20 protein-coding genes and 2 tRNA genes are annotated in these 19,281 nt (G+C 31.8%); 9 read left to right on the top strand and 13 right to left on the bottom strand.

Features of this window, described 5'->3' with window-relative positions; all coding sequences use genetic code 11:
- Window positions 1–57: 57 nt before the first annotated feature.
- Window positions 58–696: an HAD-IA family hydrolase gene (locus tag K412_RS0108505; RefSeq protein WP_024832705.1), complete on the bottom strand. Its 639-nt coding sequence runs from the start codon at window positions 694–696 to the stop codon at window positions 58–60.
- Between the two features lie 228 nt (window positions 697–924).
- Here K412_RS0108505 and pssA point away from each other — a divergent pair, with 228 nt between their 5' ends.
- On the top strand, window positions 925–1,464 hold the full coding sequence (gene pssA, locus K412_RS0108500; protein ID WP_024832704.1) for a CDP-diacylglycerol--serine O-phosphatidyltransferase: 540 nt from the start codon (window positions 925–927) through the stop codon (window positions 1,462–1,464).
- Window positions 1,465–2,008: 544 nt separating this feature from the next.
- Here pssA and K412_RS0108495 read toward each other — a convergent pair.
- The 12 genes from K412_RS0108495 to dnaA form a co-directional block, all read right to left on the bottom strand.
- Window positions 2,009–2,100: transfer RNA gene (locus K412_RS0108495), tRNA-Ser, on the bottom strand.
- 39 nt (window positions 2,101–2,139) lie between these two features.
- Window positions 2,140–2,230: transfer RNA gene (locus tag K412_RS0108490), tRNA-Ser, on the bottom strand.
- Window positions 2,231–2,342: 112 nt separating this feature from the next.
- A complete protein-coding gene (locus tag K412_RS0108485; RefSeq protein ID WP_024832703.1) occupies window positions 2,343–3,104 on the bottom strand; it encodes a coiled-coil domain-containing protein in 762 nt (253 codons plus the stop codon).
- Between the two features lie 46 nt (window positions 3,105–3,150).
- Entirely contained in the window at window positions 3,151–3,681 is a 531-nt protein-coding gene (locus tag K412_RS0108480; RefSeq protein WP_024832702.1) for a DUF4446 family protein, read from the bottom strand.
- Between the two features lie 164 nt (window positions 3,682–3,845).
- Window positions 3,846–4,691: a ParB/RepB/Spo0J family partition protein gene (locus K412_RS20605; RefSeq protein ID WP_034847341.1), complete on the bottom strand. Its 846-nt coding sequence runs from the start codon at window positions 4,689–4,691 to the stop codon at window positions 3,846–3,848.
- 5 nt (window positions 4,692–4,696) lie between these two features.
- Window positions 4,697–5,470: a ParA family protein gene (locus K412_RS0108470; protein ID WP_024832701.1), complete on the bottom strand. Its 774-nt coding sequence runs from the start codon at window positions 5,468–5,470 to the stop codon at window positions 4,697–4,699.
- Between the two features lie 324 nt (window positions 5,471–5,794).
- Window positions 5,795–7,723 carry a DNA topoisomerase (ATP-hydrolyzing) subunit B gene (gene gyrB, locus K412_RS0108465; protein WP_024832700.1) on the bottom strand — a complete coding sequence of 643 codons (1,929 nt, stop codon included), beginning with the start codon at window positions 7,721–7,723 and terminating at the stop codon, window positions 5,795–5,797.
- Between the two features lie 31 nt (window positions 7,724–7,754).
- Entirely contained in the window at window positions 7,755–8,024 is a 270-nt protein-coding gene (remB, locus tag K412_RS0108460; protein WP_024832699.1) for an extracellular matrix regulator RemB, read from the bottom strand.
- 62 nt (window positions 8,025–8,086) lie between these two features.
- Window positions 8,087–9,205, bottom strand: a complete 1,119-nt coding sequence (recF, locus tag K412_RS0108455) for a DNA replication/repair protein RecF (RefSeq protein ID WP_024832698.1) — start codon at window positions 9,203–9,205, stop codon at window positions 8,087–8,089.
- Window positions 9,206–9,218: 13 nt separating this feature from the next.
- On the bottom strand, window positions 9,219–9,434 hold the full coding sequence (locus K412_RS0108450; RefSeq protein ID WP_024832697.1) for an RNA-binding S4 domain-containing protein: 216 nt from the start codon (window positions 9,432–9,434) through the stop codon (window positions 9,219–9,221).
- 25 nt (window positions 9,435–9,459) lie between these two features.
- Entirely contained in the window at window positions 9,460–10,560 is a 1,101-nt protein-coding gene (dnaN, locus tag K412_RS0108445; RefSeq protein ID WP_024832696.1) for a DNA polymerase III subunit beta, read from the bottom strand.
- Between the two features lie 248 nt (window positions 10,561–10,808).
- Window positions 10,809–12,131, bottom strand: coding sequence for a chromosomal replication initiator protein DnaA (gene dnaA, locus K412_RS0108440; RefSeq protein WP_024832695.1), 1,323 nt, complete (start codon window positions 12,129–12,131; stop codon window positions 10,809–10,811).
- 529 nt (window positions 12,132–12,660) lie between these two features.
- Here dnaA and rpmH point away from each other — a divergent pair.
- The 8 genes from rpmH to rsmG all read left to right on the top strand — a co-directional run bounded on the left by rpmH (window position 12,661) and on the right by rsmG (window position 19,121).
- Window positions 12,661–12,795, top strand: coding sequence for a 50S ribosomal protein L34 (gene rpmH / locus K412_RS0108435; RefSeq protein WP_004619013.1), 135 nt, complete (start codon window positions 12,661–12,663; stop codon window positions 12,793–12,795).
- A gap of 76 nt (window positions 12,796–12,871) precedes the next feature.
- The gene (gene rnpA / locus K412_RS0108430) at window positions 12,872–13,237 is read left to right on the top strand and encodes a ribonuclease P protein component (protein ID WP_024832694.1); all 366 of its coding nucleotides are present in this window, start codon (window positions 12,872–12,874) and stop codon (window positions 13,235–13,237) included.
- On the top strand, window positions 13,219–13,434 hold the full coding sequence (gene yidD / locus K412_RS0108425) for a membrane protein insertion efficiency factor YidD (protein WP_024832693.1): 216 nt from the start codon (window positions 13,219–13,221) through the stop codon (window positions 13,432–13,434). Before rnpA ends, yidD begins: the two co-directional genes overlap by 19 nt.
- A 26-nt stretch (window positions 13,435–13,460) precedes the next feature.
- Window positions 13,461–14,303, top strand: a complete 843-nt coding sequence (locus K412_RS0108420) for a YidC/Oxa1 family membrane protein insertase (protein ID WP_024832692.1) — start codon at window positions 13,461–13,463, stop codon at window positions 14,301–14,303.
- A complete protein-coding gene (gene jag / locus K412_RS0108415) occupies window positions 14,303–14,935 on the top strand; it encodes an RNA-binding cell elongation regulator Jag/EloR (RefSeq protein WP_024832691.1) in 633 nt (210 codons plus the stop codon). Before K412_RS0108420 ends, jag begins: the two co-directional genes overlap by 1 nt.
- 131 nt (window positions 14,936–15,066) lie before the next feature.
- Window positions 15,067–16,449: a tRNA uridine-5-carboxymethylaminomethyl(34) synthesis GTPase MnmE gene (mnmE, locus tag K412_RS0108410; RefSeq protein WP_024832690.1), complete on the top strand. Its 1,383-nt coding sequence runs from the start codon at window positions 15,067–15,069 to the stop codon at window positions 16,447–16,449.
- Between the two features lie 47 nt (window positions 16,450–16,496).
- Complete coding sequence (gene mnmG, locus K412_RS0108405; RefSeq protein WP_024832689.1) at window positions 16,497–18,380, top strand: tRNA uridine-5-carboxymethylaminomethyl(34) synthesis enzyme MnmG; 1,884 nt, start codon at window positions 16,497–16,499, stop codon at window positions 18,378–18,380.
- A gap of 15 nt (window positions 18,381–18,395) precedes the next feature.
- Entirely contained in the window at window positions 18,396–19,121 is a 726-nt protein-coding gene (rsmG, locus tag K412_RS0108400; protein WP_024832688.1) for a 16S rRNA (guanine(527)-N(7))-methyltransferase RsmG, read from the top strand.
- Window positions 19,122–19,281 lie beyond the last annotated feature (160 nt).

Here is a 19,281-nt window from a genome sequence, read left to right as displayed (position 1 = left end):
ACTCCTGTATAATCAAGTAGTTTTATATTTACTCAAACTACCTTCGATTATACAGATTTATACATATTTTAATAAATCAGCTGGACACTCAATAAATAAATCCGGCTGAACCTTTTCAAGATCCTGCCTTGGACTATAGGTCCATGCCACAGCAGCACTTCTGACTCCTGCATTTTTTGCACATAATATATCCAACGGACTGTCTCCTACATATAAAACTTCATCTTTGTTTGTAACACCGATTTTATTCATAGCAACAATTAAAGGATCACCATCTGGTTTATGTTTTTTAGAATCCTCCGAGCCATTAACAAATTCAAAAAATTTATCAAGATTAAATAGTTTTAATCCTCTAAGTGCCAATTCACGCCTTTTTGAAGTTACAACTCCCATAATAATTCCTTTTTCATAAAGGATTTTTATTGTCTCAAAAATCCCAATAAAAATTCCAATACATCTGTCATGTCTTTTCTCATTATATTCCCTATATGTCTTTGCAAGCTCTTCCTCATGTCCAGGATACAAATCTTTCAAATGATTGATTAATGGCATACCAATATAGCTAATTGTCTCTTCTTCCGGACGTGTTTCACCAAAATGATGAATAAATGTGTAGTTAAAGGAATCAAGAATCAAAGGGACAGTATCAATAAGTGTTCCATCAAGATCAAAAAAAATATACTTAAAATTGTTCATTATAATATATCATCCATCCTCTTTTAATATTAATAGACTAATGTTAATCATACTTATCCAACTTTAATTCGTATAATAGATTATGCATAATTAATTAGCTTGTTAATTTTTATAATATTAATTATAATCTATAATATATGTAAATCATATATATTTTACGTTTATGTAATTATAAAATAGGAATTAACCGGTTTGGCATAATAATTATTAAAGTAGAGGGTGGATCATTTGAAAAATACAATAAAGCATTCTTTGCCTAACCTCCTGACATTTATTAATCTCTCGCTTGGAATTATTGCATTGCTATTTGCAATAAAAAATGACTTAATACAAGCATCACTGTTAGTTATGGTTGCTGCATTAACAGACAGATTTGACGGTAAGGTGGCAAGAATGTTGGATAGTACAAGTGAACTTGGTAAAGAATTAGATTCGCTTTCAGACTTAATTTCTTTTGGTGTAGCACCAATAATAATTGCCTGGAAGATAAGTTTCTTTGATTTAGCAGTACTTGGATATTTACTTGCAGTGTTATTTCCTATTGCAGGTGCATACAGATTGGCACGTTACAATGTAACTACATTCAACAATGTATTTTCAGGGGTTCCAATAACTATTGCAGGTGCATTTTTATCTATAGTTAATTTATATAACAGTTACTCAATAGAACACCATAACTATAGTAATATTAACACTGTAATAACTGCAATAATAATTGTTTTACTTTCTTATCTAATGATTAGTAAAATCCAGATTAAAAAAAGGTAATTTACTTTTAAATAGCCATGATTTTTGAGACGGTTTACGCAAAAAAATCATGGCTATTTTTTATTCACATATAATATGAAAATTACAATGTTTTATTCACAAATTGCTATATAAATGTTAATAAATTGACTAATATATTATCTTGTCTGTGGATTATTTAAACCAAAAAAGCAACGAATTTAAAATTTTGTCCTCAAAATCTATACTTTTTATTTCTTTATATATCAACGAAGCGAATGTGCCTTTCAGAACATCCTTTTGGAACTGTTAAATGTTATCACGGAGCACACTATCTGTTATGTAAAGGTAAAGAGAAAGCATCAGCAGAGCTGGGGCTTAGTTTCCTTGCCTATAACATAAGGAGAGCGATAAATATAGTAGGAGTTAAGAAGTTAATCGCAGCAATATAGTAAGGTATTTAGTACCTTTTCTCTTTATAATACTAAAAGGACATTAATTTTGAATTTTCACTTCAAAATAGTGTCCTTTTTTTGTTTATAAAACGCTGAAAAGCCTGATAAAATCAGGCTTTTCACACAAATTTTGGCGGAGAAGAAGGGATTCGAACCCTTGCTCCAGTTGCCCAGACTAACGGTTTAGCAAACCGTCCCCTTCGACCTACTTGGGTACTTCTCCATTAAACTTGAGCTGGCTTTAGGCCAGCTCATATTTATTTGGCGGAGAGAGTGAGATTCGAACTCACGGTAGGCTCACACCTACGCCGGTTTTCAAGACCGGTGCCTTAAACCAACTCGACCATCTCTCCATGTTGGTTTTGTCAAGCGACGTGTTTTATTTTACAATGATTTTTTACTTTTGTCAACACCTTACTTTATAATAAAACAAACTTTTATAAAGTAATTTATTCCACCGCTGTTTTACCCCATCTTTTCCAATAGATTTCTCATATTTTTAGTAAATTCACTTTTAGGACAATCAGTCTGGAATGCACTTATTATTCTTTTAGCATCATTATAATTTGAACTCTTATAATATGATGCAGCTAAATAATAGTATGCGTCATCAATGTAATATTCATTCTTTTTTGAGAAATCAATTGCACGGTTCAAATTAATTATAGCTCCTGCATAGTTTTTATTTTTATAATTCTTGTATCCATCTCTATAAAACTGTAATGACGCTTTACCATAACACTTTTCAATTAAATCATTATAGGTATTTAATCCCTGTGTACTTAAATATTCAAGCTTAACATCATATTTAAGAATAACAGCTGAATTTACATAATCTTTCTGGTTATAGTAATCCATAGCCCTAACAAGTGCATCTGTTGCACTTACCATACTATTAAATTTTGACTCCATATCAGTTGTTTTTGCATTCTGTGTAGCAATTTCCTGCTCTGATTCTACTAATTTATTCCTTAATGATTCTAATTCCTTATTAAGTCTTTCATTTTCCTTTAAAGCAGATTTTAAGTCTGTTACTGCAGTAAGTTTTGCTTTTTCCTGTGAAGATAATTTATTCTGGTATTCACTGATATTATTCTGAAACTTTACCTGACTGTATGCTGTTAATAAAAGTATAATAAATGCACCTGTAAATAAAATTACAGCATACATCCATATCTGTTTTTTTTCACTTTTGATTTCTTTATTGCTATGAAAATGAATATTCATGTTAAAGGGCCTCCATTTTATTACCAGAAACATTAATTAAAATTGGTTAATCCACATAACTTCTTTCAATACTTGTTTTCTTTGCTATATCAATGGCTTGTATCTCTTCTGCTGATAAAGTATATTTTGATTTTCCGGACACAACGGGTTTTGAATAAGTTGAAGAACTTTCTCTGGCGTATATTCCACTTATAACTACACCTGAATCATTATTATCTAAAAGTGCAACAGCAAAACTTAAATCACTGCCAACATTATCAAAAGCATTAAATCTCACTATTCCCACCTTTTGTATACATTGAAGCAATCTTCTTTCTATGTTATTAATCTTGAGTTCAATTTCTTTATTTTTGCTACTTACAGAATTTGTAGTATTTAAACATGTTTCCAAAAGTTCTTCAATATTTCTATCGCTTAACCCATTCATAAACTTTTTATATTTAATTTTAAGATTATTTGTCTTCTTTATATTCGCTATGAGCATAAAACAATTAATTATTATAAAAATAAAACAAATTCCAAAAAGCACTAATATCTCAAATTGCATATTTAATATATTTGTCAAAAAATCACTCATCTTAACATGCTCCCTCGTAAATTCCCACTCCATGTAATCAATTATCATTAAAATTTATGATTTACAGCTTTATTTTTTGTTTAAAGCATTTTTCTGTTTAAGGAATATAATATCCTTCCTTACCTTTAAAAAACGCCTTAAAATCGATTTTAAAAGCTCACTTTTTAAGCCTTGTAAAAAAAATCTAACAGTCTTTCTAATTCATCATTAGAATAGTATTCTATTGTAATTTTACCTTTATTATTTTTTGATTGTAGTTTTACTTTTGTACCCAGTATATTTTTTAGTCTATTTTCTACTTCAATCAATTCAGGGCTGCTTACTTCTGTTTTTTTTCTACCTTTATTATCTCCTTTACAGAGTTTCTTTACGTAATTTTCTGTTTCTCTCACGCTTAATTTATTTTCAATTATAAATTCGGCAGCTTTCTTCTGCAATTCTTTATCTTGAAGAATTACTAATGTTCTTGCATGGCCACTGGTTAGCTCACCGCTAATAATATATTTTCTTACTTCATTTGATAATCCAAGCAACCTCAAAGAATTTGCTATAGCCGGCCTGCTCTTTCCAATAGTCGCAGCAATTTGCTCTTGAGTCAAATTATACTCATCCATTAAATGAAGAAAAGCTTCTGCTTCTTCAATTGGATTTAAATCTTCCCTTTGAAGATTTTCAATAAGTGCAACTTCCATAGTCTGTTTATTGGAAAAATTCTTAACAATTACCGGTACCTCAGACAAACCTGCTAATTTGGCAGCTCTCCACCTTCTTTCACCTGCAATAATTGTATATGTACTATCTTCTTTTTTTACAATTATCGGTTGAATTATTCCATGTTGTTTAATAGATTCAGCAAGTTGTATTAACTTTTCATCATCAAAATTTTTACGTGGCTGTCCAATATTAGGCTCCAATTCATTTATTCGTACTTGTAATATGCCCGAATCTTCTTCTAAAGCCTCATTGGAGATTAATGCCCCAAGTCCCTTACCCAGACCTTTTTTTATCATAAGTTTTATACCACCTCTTCAGCATACTCAATAACTTCTTCCGCCAAATCTATGTAACACTCGGCACCCTTTGATTTTGCATCATACAAAATTATTGGAAGACCATAACTTGGTGCTTCACTTAGTCTAACGTTTCTTGGAATTATAGTTCTGTACACCTTGTTGCTAAAATATTTTTTGACTTCTTCTACAACTTGTATTGACAAATTAGTACGTGCGTCAAACATTGTCAGAACAACACCCTCAACTTCAAGCTGGGGATTCAAATGTTTCTGTACAAGTTTTACAGTATTCATTAGTTGACTTAAGCCTTCCAATGCATAATATTCACATTGTATTGGAACAAGAATTGTATCGGAAGCAGTGAGGGAATTTAAAGTAAGCAGTCCCAGGGAAGGAGGACAATCAATTATTATAAAATCAAATTCTTTTCGTATGTAATACAATGCTGATTTTAGCCTGTTTTCTCTTGAAATCATTGATACTAATTCAACTTCTGCTCCTGCAAGTTGTATATTTGAAGGACATATTATTAGATTATCAACGCATGTCTGCAATAGCGTGTTTTCAATTGGTTCATCATTAATAATAACATCATAAACCGAATTTTTTATATTTTTTTTATCCACTCCAAGTCCACTAGTTGTATTTCCTTGAGGGTCTATATCAATAACTAAAACTTTTTTGCCTTTGTATGCCAGGCATGAACTTAAATTTACAGCAGTTGTCGTTTTCCCTACTCCACCCTTTTGGTTAGCAATGGCTATTATTTTTGCCAAAAATACCTCACTCCTTATTGAGCCTTATTTACCATATAATTAACAAAACACCTTAATAGGTGTCCTTTTACTCTCTAATTGAAAATTATATCACATGGCATATGATATTACAAAGAATATAATTAAAATGTAAAATGTTTCACGTGAAACATTTTACATTTTTTATGGATATAATATTTTTTTGTTTCACGTGAAACATTTAGTCAATATATAATAAGCTATAATTTATTATAAAATCATGCAAATTACATTATAAAAAAAGAACCGTTGCCACTGAATAAATTTATTCAATAAACAACAGCTCTTCTTATAGTAAAACTTTTATTATATATCCAAATTAGTTACATCCTTTGCATGCATATGAATATATTCTTTTCTTGGTTCAACCTTTTCTCCCATGAACATACTGAATACTTCATCCGCTGATATAGCATCTTGTACATCAACCTTTATAATTGTACGTGTTTCTGGGTTCATAGTAGTTTCCCATAATTGCTCAGGATTCATTTCTCCAAGACCTTTGAATCTCTGTATATTAACGTTTGGATCCTCTTTTCTCCATCCGCGTTCCTCAAAAATCTTATTTACCTGTCTTTCATCATATGCGTAATATTCTTCTTTTCCCTTATAAACTTTAAACAAAGGAGGCATGGCAATATATACATGTCCTTGTTCAACTAATGGTCTCATATATCTAAAGAAAAATGTAAGTAATAACATTCTTATATGAGAACCATCAACATCTGCATCAGCCATAATTATTATTTTATCATATCTCAATTTGGATGTATCAAAGTCATCTCCTATACCAGCACCAAGAGCAATAATTACAGGTGATAATTTTTCATTATCAAAAACCTTGTCCAATCTTGACTTTTCAACATTAAGCATTTTGCCCCACAAAGGAAGTATTGCCTGTATTCTTCTATCTCTTCCCTGTTTTGCAGATCCACCGGCAGAATCACCCTCAACAATAAATATTTCAGTTTTTGTAGGATCCTTTTCAGAACAATCCGCCAGTTTTCCCGGCAATGTACTTGAATCCATTGCACTTTTTCTTCTGGTTAATTCTCTTGCTTTTCTTGCGGCTTCTCTTGCTCTAGCTGCTGTCAATGACTTATCCAAAATTGTCTTTGCAACAGAAGGATTTTCTTCTAGGAATATCATTAATTTATCACTGACTACATTTTCTACTAGAGTCCTAATTTCACTATTTCCTAGTTTTGTTTTTGTTTGTCCTTCAAACTGAGGTTCAGGAAGTTTAACACTAATTACAGCTGTTAATCCTTCTCTTACATCTTCACCAGATAGATTTTTATCATTTTCTTTTAAAATATTAAACTTTCTTGCATAATCATTCAATACTTTTGTAATAGCGGTCCTAAATCCAGTTAAATGGGTTCCACCCTCAGTTGTTGCAATATTATTTGCATAACTAAAAACGGTTTCATTATAATTATCATTATACTGCATTGCTACTTCAACTATATTTGCATCTCTGAATCCTTCAAAATAAATAACTTCATTATGCAAAGGTTCTTTTGATTTATTCAGATACTCAACAAAAGAAATAATTCCACCTTCATAATGCAGATTCTTTTCAATTTTTTCTTCAGGACGTTCGTCAATAAGTTTAATCTTGATACCCTTATTTAAAAATGCCATTTCTCTATATCTAGTTATCATAACATCAAAATCAAAAACAACATCTTCAAATATTTCAGGATCAGGCTTAAAGGTAGATATAGTTCCGCTTTCTTCTGTTTCTCCCACAATTTCAACAGATGTAATAGGTTTTCCACGGGTATATTTCTGTCTATAAATATGCCCTTCTCTTTTTACTTCGACCTCCATCCACTCAGATAACGCATTAACAACAGAGGCTCCAACTCCATGAAGTCCTCCTGAAACACTATATGCCCCACTTCCAAATTTCCCACCAGCATGAAGTATTGTATGTACTACTTCAAGGGTTGGAATACCCATTTTAGGGTGAATTCCAACAGGAATACCACTTCCGTTATCAGTTACAGTAATAGAATTATCTTTGTGAACAATTACTTCAATTGTATCACACCTTCCGGCAAGTGCTTCATCAACACTATTCGCAACTATTTCATAAACTAAATGATGTAATCCTCTACTTGAGGTACTTCCTATATACATTCCAGGTCTCTTACGTACAGCTTCCAACCCTTCCAGTACCTGAATCTGACTCTCATCATAAGATGAAGCATTGTTAAAATCATTCATAGTATCTTGTATACTTCCTTTCAACATTCAATTAAATATTTGAAATTTCAGTTATATATTTTGATCTTTTCTGCAATGTAACTGATGATATTGGAGATAAATAAATCTTACTTTTTTTATCAGTTTCAGTAATAATAAATGATTTTGGTAAATCCTCAGATATACTCATTACAAAACCTTCTTCTTCAGCTACTTTAAGAAATTCTCTTGTATCTTTAGAAATAGTAGTCGTATCTATATCCATAATAGCTATTACATTTTTTATAGGAATAACAACATCTCCGCCTATATGCAAAAACATACTTTAAATCCTCCATAAATCTCTAAACCCAATTTTACATTATTAACTTATTTATTGCAAATTTATAAACTATTCTGAATATTTCCTCCGACAACTTTATAAAAATTACTTTTGCCGGATAATAAATTATCAAAATGTTCTATACTTGTACATGTAATAAAAGTCTGTACTTCTTTTATGCTTTCCATAAGATATTTTTGCCTATTGTTATCTAATTCAGACATTACATCATCTAAAAGCAAAACTGGATACTGATTTGTCTCTTTTTTTACTAATTCAATCTCAGCAATTTTTAACGATAAAACTGCTGACCTTTGCTGACCTTGTGAGCCATATAACTTAAGACTTTTACCATTCACTAGAATATCATAATCGTCTCTATGTGGACCTATTGTAGTATAACCAAGAATTATATCCCGTGAAAGACTTTTTTCAAGATTTTTTATGTATTGATTCTGAATCTGTTCTTTTTCATTATTTTCAGTAATTTGAAAGCTGCACTTATAGTCAAATGAAATTTTTTCACTTTTATCAGTAAGATAATTATGTTGACTTTCAGCCAAACTAGAAAGCATTTTTGAAAAAGTCCTTCTTGCAATAATAATTGACGATGCAACCTCGGCAAGTCTAATATTCCAGATATCAATAGTATCCATTAATTTTGGGTTTGCATTGATATTTTTAAGAAGTGTATTTCGTTGTTTTAGAATCTTAGTTAGTTGTTGCAAATTATAAAAATAGGAAGGCTTGATTTGACTAAGGGTTATATCAACAAACCTTCTTCTTTCAGTAGGTCCTTGTTTCACTATAAATAAATCTTCAGGGGAAAACAATACCGCATAGAGATTCCCCATAAGTGCACCGATTTTTTTTATAGGAATTTCGTTTATTTTTATTTGCTTTTTTTGGTTATCATAATATTCAATTTCAATATCTTTATCTAAGCTGCTAGAATTTAAAATATGAGCAGTAATACTGAATTTATTACAACCGAATTTTATTAATTCAGAATCCTTAGATGTTCTGTGTGAACGCCCGGAAGCACATAAATAAATGGCTTCAAGGATATTTGTTTTACCTTGGCCATTATCACCATAAATAATATTAAAACGATCAGAAAATACAATTCTTGTATTTGTATGGTTTCTATAATTCTCTAAAACCAAGCTTTTGACAATCAATGCATTACCTCATTTAACTATTTTGAATTATTTTGTATTGTTTTTGATCGAATTCTACAATATCACCGTTTCTGAGCTTTTTTCCACGTTGATATTCAACGTTACCATTAACCTTGACAAAACCGTCGATTATAAAGCCCTTAGCCATGGCACCATTATCACATGCACCAACCCATTTTAAAAATTGATCAAGCTTAATAAACTCAGTATTAATTCCTACGTCTTCCATAAAGCCTCCAAAATTCTTTGTATATTTATATTCTTACAGCTTGTATCAAATATGCAAAATCGTTATTGCTTTCTATAAGTGGCCTTAAAGTACAAGGTGCATTTGTAGTAATAAAATATACAGACGCTCTCTCTTCATCAATTGCCTTTAACGCATCAATTAAAAAAGCAGGATTATATCCTATTTCCAGATTATTACCTTCTATTTCTGCTTTAACTTCTTCACGGACATTTCCAAGATCCGCATTTGAAGTAATTACAATTTTATCATTGCCTATAAAGAGCTTTACAGGACTATTTTTATCGTTCATAGAAATAAGTGAAGCTCTTTCCAAACTTGACTGAAATTCTTTTATATTAATAATTACTTTTGTTTCAAAATCTTTGTTGAGCAAGCTATTATAATTTAAAAATTTACCTTCAATAAGGCGAGAAACTATTCTCCATGACTTAGCATCGAATACAACCTGATTATTAGAGCTGTAAACAGAAACTTCATCATCAGTAGGCTGAAGAATTTTAGAAATTTCATTTAAGGTTTTTCCAGGTACAATAACACTAAAATCATTAATATCACTTTCTAAAATCTTTCTTCTCAAAGCTAGCCTAAATCCATCTATTGAAACAATAACCAATTCTTTATCTTTTACTTCAATCAGAGATCCTGTCAACACAGGTCTATTTTCGTCAGAACCCACCGCAAACACAGTTTGTCTGATCATATCTTTTAAATCACCTTGTGTCAATGATAGAATATTTTCTTTTTCCACAACAGGCAATGAAGGATATCCTGATGGATTTATTCCTTTTATCTCAAAATGTGAATTTTCACATTCGACAACTACCAGATTATTTGATGTAACTTCAATAAGTACTTCTGAATCAGGTAATCTCCTTACAATATCTCCAAATATTTTAGAATTTATAACAATTGAACCCGTACTTCTTATATCTGCTTCAACGTAACACTCTATACCTATTTCTAGGTCATTTCCGGTTAACTTAAATTTATCCTCAGCATTAAGTAATATTCCTTCAAGTATTGGTAAAGTTGTTTTTGTTGAAACTGCTTTTTGAACTATATTAATTCCGTTTAGTAAATTTTCTTTAGAGCATATAACTTTCATCTAGGTGCCTCCGTTTTTTTAAATATAATAAAAATATAAAAACAGTAATAATAGTAGTAGGGGATGTTAAATCTGTGTATAACTTTTGTAATTTAGTTATACCAACAGCTTGTTGCTGTTAATAAAATGTTGACCAATTGATACTTTTTTTCAACAAAACTTTAAGTTTATCCAAAACTCTAAGTTATACACAGATTTTGATCACCAAATCAACATAAACTGTGTATAACTTTTATAAAAATTGAGAATTAACCCCCAGTTATATTTTTCTTTATATCTTCTACTGTTCTTCTTAATTCCGCACTATGTTCAAGATCGTGACTGATCTTTTCGCATGCGTGTATAACAGTCGTATGATCACGGCCACCGAATTCATCTCCAATTTTAGGGAGAGACATATCTGTCATCTCACGACAGAGATGCATCGCTATTTGACGTGGAAAAGAAACGTCTCTTGATCTCTTTTTTGATTTAAGCTCATCAGTTTTAAGATGAAAGTATCTGGAGACCGCTTCTTGTATTGTTTTAGAATTTATAATTACTGCCTTACTGTTATTAAGCATATCTTTAAGAGCTTCTACCGCCATATCAACATTTATTACATTTTCAGTTAGAGTTGAATATGCAATAACTCGATTTAAAGCACCTTCAAGTTCACGTATATTTGAACCAACCTTATCTGCAATGAAAACCATAACGTCATCAGGCACATCCAAATTTTCCAGTTGAGCCTTTTTCCTTAGTATGGCGATTCTAGTTTCGAGATCAGGTGGAGCTATATCAGCTATCAATCCCCACTCGAATCTGGATCTAAGCCTATCTTCAAGTGTAGGAATTTCCTTTGGAGGTTTATCACTGGATATAATTATTTGTTTATTAGCCTCATATAATGCATTAAAAGTATGGAAAAATTCTTCTTCTGTTCTTTCTTTTCCGCCTATAAACTGAATATCATCAATAAGCAAAACATCAATATTTCTATACTTATATCTGAATTCTTCATTTTTATCATCTCTTATTGCATTTATAAGTTCATTTGTAAATTTTTCAGAAGAAACATATAAAACTTTTAATGCAGGATTCTGACTTAAAACAAAATGTCCGATGGCATGCATTAAATGTGTTTTTCCAAGACCAACTCCTCCATAAAGAAAAAGAGGATTATATGCCTTAGCAGGTGCTTCTGCAACGGCTAAGGAAGCAGCATGAGCAAATCTATTTCCATTTCCGATTACAAATGTATCAAATGTATATTTAGGATTTAAGAAAGACATATTAGAGTCTTCAGTATATTCCTGAACAGCGGGCTTTACAGGTGCCTGTGAAGGTATAGCAAAATGAATATTATATTCTCTATGACTTATTTGCCTCAGTGCATTTTTTATTAGATATGAGTATCTTGATTCAAGAATACCCTTATTAAAATCAGCAGGTACTCCTAAAGTAATTGTATTAGAATCAATGGATATAGGTTCTATTGTTAAAATCCATGTATTAAAACTGATTTCAGTCATTTCACCTTTTAATAATTCCAAAGTACGGTTCCATATTTCATTAAGTTGCACGTTCATGTCCCTTCGCCCACCTTAGTTATACATATTAATAATAAAAAATGTGCATGATATTAATTAATAAATAAGCACGTTATTTGTTAAATAAGCTACGAGTAAAAAGCTTGTACAATTTTTATCATGAGTGAGAAATGCAAAATATATATTGCTACATTAAAAGTTATTAACAACTGTGCATATTAAAAACGCACAAGTTATCAACAAGCATTAATAAATATATCAGAGTTTTGTGGAAAATTCAATAAGAAAAACGAGAGATATCCACAAAAACATACCAAATAAATATACATATCCACAGGGTGATGTGTAAATATTTTATAATAAGTAACAACATGTTGAAAAAATATATTTTGGCAGTACCATATATAGTTCTTTAAAATTAATAAAAAATAATTGAAAAATTATTATAAAAATAAGGCTTTGAATAAGCCTTGACAGTTTGAAATATCATAATATATAATAGGTCTGGTGTCTTTAAAAGAAAACACTCAACTGTTTATATAAACAAAAATGGATCGGGGGTGTACCAATGTTAAGAACATATCAACCTAAAAAAAGACATGCAAAGAAGGAACATGGATTCAGAAAAAGAATGAGTACTTCTAACGGCAGAAAAGTATTAAGAAGACGCAGATTAAAAGGAAGAAAGGTTCTTTCAGCGTAAGACCGCATATTTGTGGTCTTTTTCTTTAAAACTTGCTATTCTTCGAACGAACTAATATTTGTAAAGGCAGTATCTTATGAAAAAGGCTGTAACACTAAAAAAGAATTACGAGTTTGCAAGAGTTTTTAATAAAGGATCGTTTTATGTTGGAAGGTATATAACAGTTTATATCCTTCCAAATAAACAGTCCACTAATAGGATTGGAATATCAGTATCCAAAAAAGCAGGTAAAGCAGTTGTCAGAAATAGGAAGAAAAGATTAATCAGAGAGAGTTACCGGTATTTTGAAGACTATATTTCCAATGGTTATGACATTATAATCGCTGCAAGGTCCGGAGAAAGTGTTCCTACGTTTAGGGCTGTATTAAAGGAATTCAAATACCTGCTAAAAAAGTTGCAGATATTTGATCAGGAGAAATACAATTGTTTAAAAGAATATTGATAATATTAATCAGATTCTATCAGAAATTTATATCACCGCTTAAAATGAGGCCTACATGCAGATTTTATCCGACATGTTCACAGTATGCGATTGAGGCCATAACTAAATATGGTTGTATTAAAGGATCATATTTGGCAATAAAACGAATATTAAAGTGTCATCCCTTTCATCCTGGAGGGTTTGACCCTGTTAAATAGATACTAATGTAATATAGGAGATAAACATGTTTGATGTAATAATTAGACCACTTGGTCAATTCCTTTATTGGATTTATAGAACTATTGCTTTTGAAAATTATGGTCTTGCACTTATAATTTTTACAATAATAGTTAGATCTGCAATGATACCATTAACTTTAAAGCAATACAAGTCATCTGCTGAAATGCAAAAGGTTCAGCCTTTACTTCAGGAAATTCAAAGAAAATATGCAAATGATAAAGCAAAGTTAAACGAGGAAATGATGAAGCTTTATCAGGAACATAAAATAAATCCCGCAGGTGGTTGTCTGCCTCTGCTTATTCAAATGCCTATATTGTTGTCATTGTGGCAGGCCATTACAAAACCACTTAAGTATATGTTAGGTTTTACTGCAGAGCAGTTAAATAGTCTTGCAGAAGCATCAAAGATATCTGTGAATAGTGCGTACTCCGAAATTAATACAATAACACACTTTATGAGTATCGGTGAAGGTGAAAAGGTTGGAAACTTAAATATGTTTTTCCCAAGCCATGGGTTTGGGATTAATTTAGGTGACGTTCCTACATGGCATTTTGACAAGATTATAAGTGAGCCCAAATATGCAGTTCTTTTGCTATTACCTATAATAGCAACTCTTACAACATATCTGTCAGTGCGTTTATCAATGCCTAAGGCGACTTCAGATAAAGCTGCAAACCCAATGGGAAATAGCATGATGTATGTATCTCCTATAATCACCTTATTATTTTCTTTCCAATTCCCCGCAGGTCTTGCTCTATATTGGATTACAGGTAACGTGTTTGCTATTGTTCAGCAATACTATGTAAATAAGTATGTCCTTAAAAAAAAGGAGGAAGTGAGTAAATAATGGCTTACAGTATTGAGAAAAAAGGTAAAACAGTCCAGGAGGCTATATCTGCTGCACTCGAAGAATTACAATTAACACAGGATGACGTCGATATTGAAGTTATAGAAGAAGGCAACAAAGGTATTTTTGGTATTATAGGCTCTAAAGTTGCCAAAATACGAGTGACAGTTAAAGAAAAAGAAGAGAAAAACAGGTGTGACATAGCATCAGATTTTTTGTATACAATACTTAATAATATGGGTGTTGAGGCTGATATTAATGTTACAGAAGATGAGGAAAGTATAGTTGTAGATATAAATGGGGATAATATTGGAATAATTATTGGCCGTAGAGGGGAAACAATGGATTCCTTGCAATATCTTACAAGTCTGGTTGTTAATAAAGAGTATGAAGATTATAAACGAGTAATACTAAACGTTGAAAATTACAGACAAAAAAGAGAAGAAACCCTTATTAAGCTAGCCAATAGACTGGCTGATAAAGTAGTTAAATACAAAAAACCTATTACTCTGGAGCCAATGAATCCATATGAGAGAAGAATAATACATTCATCTCTTCAAGGACACAAATATGTTGAAACATACAGCACAGGTGAGGAACCAAAGAGAAAAGTAGTTATTACTCTGAAATAATTAATTCTAGCTACATTAAAAACAAATACAAAGATTTAAATCTGCATATTAGATGGTTCAGGGTCGCGCCTTGAACCATTTTGTACGTTGGTAAGACATTAAAACAGGCATATTGCGAAGAGGTAATATTTATGTACAATGAAGATACAATAGCAGCACTGTCTACTCCATACGGAACAGGTGGAATCGGTGTTATTAGAATAAGCGGAAAAAATGCATTTGATGCAGCAAGTAAGATATTCCAAAGTTCAAAAACAATAGAGAAAATTAAGTCACATACAGTAACATATGGCAAGATAGTAAATCCTGAGTTAAATGAGATTGTTGATGAAGTATTATTACTAAAAATGTGTAAGCCAAATACATTTACAAGGGAAGATGTTATAGAAATACATTGCCATGGTGGAATAGTTGTAATAAACCGTGTTCTGGATTTGATTTTTAAAAATGGAGTCAGACCTGCTGAACCCGGAGAATTTACTAAACGCGCTTTTTTGAATGGCAGAATAGATTTATCCCAGGCAGAAGCTATAATAGATTTAATCAACTCTAAGACTGTTGAAAGTTCAAAAGCTGCTGTAAATCATCTCGAGGGAAGGTTGTCATCAAGGTTAAAATCAATCAGAGAAACTTTAGTGGGATTGCTGGCTCATATTGAGGTAACTGTAGATTACCCTGAGCATGATATAGAAGAAATAACAGGAGAAAAGGTATTAGAAAATCTTATAAATATAAAAGATGAGCTTTATACCTTGGCAGAAACTTTTCATAGAGGAAAGATATTAAGAGAAGGAATAAATATAGTAATTGCAGGTAAACCCAATGTAGGTAAATCCTCTTTATTGAATCAACTAGCAGGGAGCACAAAAGCAATTGTAACTGATATTCCAGGAACAACAAGAGACATTGTAGAGGAGTATATAAATATAAATGGAATTCCGGCTAAAATTACAGATACCGCCGGTATAAGAAACACACAGGACGTAGTTGAAAAAATAGGTGTAAATAAAGCTTATGAGGCTGTAGAAAATGCTGATTTAATAATTGTAGTACTTTCTGCAGAAACAGGAATACAAGAAGAAGATACAGAGATTTTAAAAATAATAATGAATAAAAAAGCTCTTGTATTAATTAACAAGACAGACATGGTTGATACCACTAGATTAAATGAAATACACCAGAAGTTGAAGGAATATAATATAGTTTTAGAAGCCTCTGTAATAAATGGTCGTGGAATAGAAGAATTAGAATCAACAATATCTGAATTGTTTTTAAAAGGTAGAATATCTGGTAACGATGAAGTCTTATTAACAAATTCCAGACACAAATACCTTGTGGACAGAGCCATTGAGGATGTAGAACAGGCATTGAATTCATTTAATACGGGAATGCCTCTGGATTTAGTAACCATTGACATAAAAAATTGTGCCGACAACATAGGACAGATTACAGGGGAATCAATTGATGAAGCTATAATGCATGATATATTCAGTCGTTTTTGTATTGGGAAATAAGATTACGCAAGAAAATTACAGATTATATATAGAAAGGAAGAATCCTTATGGATTATTTCGCCGGAAGTTATGATATAGCCGTTATTGGTGCAGGACACGCCGGATGTGAGGCAGCACTAGCGGCGGCAAGACTTGGTTGTAGCACTATTGTATTTTCAATTAACCTTGACAGTATAGCAAATATGCCTTGCAATCCAAGTATAGGGGGAACAGCAAAGGGCCATCTGGTAAGAGAAATAGATGCTTTAGGTGGACAGATGGGAAAAACAACAGATAAGACATTTATTCAGTCAAAAATCCTTAATTCATCAAAAGGTCCTGCAGTATATTCCTTGAGGGCCCAAGTTGATAGAAGACATTATCAAATGGAAATGAAGCATATTCTTGAAACTCAAGAAAACCTCGATATAAGGCAGGCAGAAGTTATAGAGATAATAACTGATGAAACAGGCACCTGCGTTACAGGAGTAAAAACTCATACAGGAGCAATATTTCACTGTAAGGCAATAGTTCTTACAACAGGAACATATCTTAAAGGAAAAATATTTATAGGTGATGTAAGTTATAGTGGAGGACCAGATGGTTTGTTCCCTGCAAATAAATTATCAGAAAGCTTGCAGAACCTTGGTATAGAGCTTTTAAGATTTAAGACGGGTACTCCTGCAAGATTAAACAAGAGAAGTCTAGATTTTTCAAAAATGTCTGAACAACCTGGGGATGATGTAATTGTTCCTTTTTCATTTGAAACAGAAGAAATTGAAAAGGATCAGGTTCCATGTTGGCTCACATATACAAATAATGAAACCCATGAAGTAATTAAAAAGAACATTCATAGGTCACCTTTATATAGTGGAAATATTACCGGAATTGGTCCAAGATATTGCCCGTCAATAGAAGACAAGGTAGTAAGATTCTCAGATAAAGAACATCATCAGGTTTTTGTTGAACCAATGGGTTTAGATACAGAAGAAATGTATCTTCAGGGAATGTCCAGCAGTCTTCCTGAGGATGTCCAGATAGAATTTATGAGAACTATTCCTGGTCTTGAAAATGTTAAGGTTATGAGAAGTGCATATGCAATAGAATACGATGGAATAGATGCTACACAGTTGAAACTATCACTAGAGTTTAAAAATATTTCCGGTTTATTTTCAGCCGGACAAATAAACGGAAGTTCAGGATATGAAGAAGCCGCTGCCCAGGGAATTGTTGCAGGAATAAATGCAGCAATGAAGGTACAAAACAGAGAACCTTTAATATTGGACAGATCTCAGGCATATATAGGTGTACTTATTGATGATCTTGTTACAAAGGGTACAAAGGAACCATATAGAATGATGACATCCAGAGCAGAGTACAGACTTCTGCTTAGACAGGACAATGCTGATATAAGATTGACACCTATAGGCAGAGAAATTGGATTGATTAGTGAAGAACGCTATAAAAAATTTCTAGAGAAAAAGAAAATGATAGATAAAGAGATAGAAAGACTCAAAAACACATATTTACCACCAAGTGAAGCTGTACTTAAATATCTTGAGAGCAGGAGCAGCACTGCAATAAAAAGTGGAATTCAGGTAACAGAATTACTTAGGAGGCCTGAAATAAGTTACAAAAGTCTTTCTGAGGTTTGTGAACTTCCTGATCTTCCTAGGGCTGTACGTGAACAGGTTGAAGTTGCCGTAAAATATGAAGGTTATATTAAAAGGCAGATGCAACAGGTAGAACAGTATAAAAAGCTTGAAGGCAGAAAAATACCACAGGATATTGATTATAATGAGATACAGGGGTTAAGACTTGAGGCAAGGCAGAAGCTTTCGCAAATAAGACCCGACTCCATAGGGCAAGCATCCCGAATAACAGGAGTATCTCCAGCTGATATTTCAGTATTACTCATATATCTTGAACAGATTAACCGAAAGAAAAACTAGTAACCGGAGGAATCCATGGCACTTGATAATGAATTAAAGCAATTGCTTATAAATGGTTTAGCACACTATAAAATAGAAGTATCTGATACTCAAGTAGAGCAATTTGAAAAGTATATGAAACTTCTAAAAGAATGGAATAAAAAAATAAATCTGACAGCAATAGAAGATGATAAGGAAATAATAATAAAACATTTTATTGATTCAATAAGTATAGTTCCTTATGTGAAAGATGAAGAAATAAAAATAATAGATGTTGGTACCGGAGCTGGTTTCCCCGGAATTCCAATTAAAATTGTGAATCCTAAAAACAATATTACATTGCTTGATTCTTTGGATAAGAGAATCAAATTTCTTAACGAGGTAATAAACACAGTAAATATTACCCAAATATCAGCAATTCATGGAAGAGCAGAAGACTTTGGAGTTAATCATGAATATAGAGAAAAGTATGATATTGCTGTTGCAAGAGCAGTATCTAATCTTCCAGTTTTACTCGAATATTGTCTACCATTTATAAAAATAAACGGGATATTTATCGCAATGAAGGGAAGTAACACTGAAGAATTTGATAATTGCAATAAAGCTCTCGACATTTTAGGTGGTAAAATTGAGAAAATACAAAAAATGGAGTTACCCTTTACAAATATAGAAAGAAATGTCGTGGTGATAAGAAAGTTTAGACAGACCCCGACAAAATATCCAAGGAAAGCAGGGAAACCTTCGAAAGAACCGTTGATATAAGAAATATTATCCGTTATTAATTGCTTTTTTATCGAACGATTTTTTATTGGTAATAAAGGAAAAGAAGGTTTGTAATAGAAATATCCTTTGTAAGTAATTTACAATATATAGTAGGTTACTAATTTAAATTAACAAATAATATACAAAGGATGGTGCCGTT

It is taken from the genome of Ruminiclostridium josui JCM 17888 (assembly GCF_000526495.1).
GTDB lineage: Bacteria > Bacillota > Clostridia > Acetivibrionales > DSM-1351 > Ruminiclostridium > Ruminiclostridium josui.
The sequence above is the reverse complement of the archived record's forward strand: the minus strand, read 5'-3'. Positions and strand labels throughout refer to the sequence as shown.

Coding starts and splice junctions, on each gene's coding strand:
- K412_RS0108505 (WP_024832705.1), bottom strand. CDS start 696: ATGAACAATTTTAAGTATATTTTTTTTGATCTTGATGGAACACTTATT.
- K412_RS0108485 (WP_024832703.1), bottom strand. CDS start 3,104: ATGAATATTCATTTTCATAGCAATAAAGAAATCAAAAGTGAAAAAAAA.
- K412_RS0108480 (WP_024832702.1), bottom strand. CDS start 3,681: ATGAGTGATTTTTTGACAAATATATTAAATATGCAATTTGAGATATTA.
- K412_RS20605 (WP_034847341.1), bottom strand. CDS start 4,691: ATGATAAAAAAAGGTCTGGGTAAGGGACTTGGGGCATTAATCTCCAAT.
- gyrB (WP_024832700.1), bottom strand. CDS start 7,723: ATGAATGATTTTAACAATGCTTCATCTTATGATGAGAGTCAGATTCAG.
- remB (WP_024832699.1), bottom strand. CDS start 8,024: ATGTTTTTGCATATAGGCGGAGATGTTGTTATTCCTATAAAAAATGTA.
- K412_RS0108450 (WP_024832697.1), bottom strand. CDS start 9,434: ATGGAAGACGTAGGAATTAATACTGAGTTTATTAAGCTTGATCAATTT.
- dnaN (WP_024832696.1), bottom strand. CDS start 10,560: ATGAAAGTTATATGCTCTAAAGAAAATTTACTAAACGGAATTAATATA.
- dnaA (WP_024832695.1), bottom strand. CDS start 12,131: ATGAACGTGCAACTTAATGAAATATGGAACCGTACTTTGGAATTATTA.
- rpmH (WP_004619013.1), top strand. CDS start 12,661: ATGTTAAGAACATATCAACCTAAAAAAAGACATGCAAAGAAGGAACAT.
- rnpA (WP_024832694.1), top strand. CDS start 12,872: ATGAAAAAGGCTGTAACACTAAAAAAGAATTACGAGTTTGCAAGAGTT.
- K412_RS0108420 (WP_024832692.1), top strand. CDS start 13,461: ATGTTTGATGTAATAATTAGACCACTTGGTCAATTCCTTTATTGGATT.
- jag (WP_024832691.1), top strand. CDS start 14,303: ATGGCTTACAGTATTGAGAAAAAAGGTAAAACAGTCCAGGAGGCTATA.
- mnmE (WP_024832690.1), top strand. CDS start 15,067: ATGTACAATGAAGATACAATAGCAGCACTGTCTACTCCATACGGAACA.
- mnmG (WP_024832689.1), top strand. CDS start 16,497: ATGGATTATTTCGCCGGAAGTTATGATATAGCCGTTATTGGTGCAGGA.
- rsmG (WP_024832688.1), top strand. CDS start 18,396: ATGGCACTTGATAATGAATTAAAGCAATTGCTTATAAATGGTTTAGCA.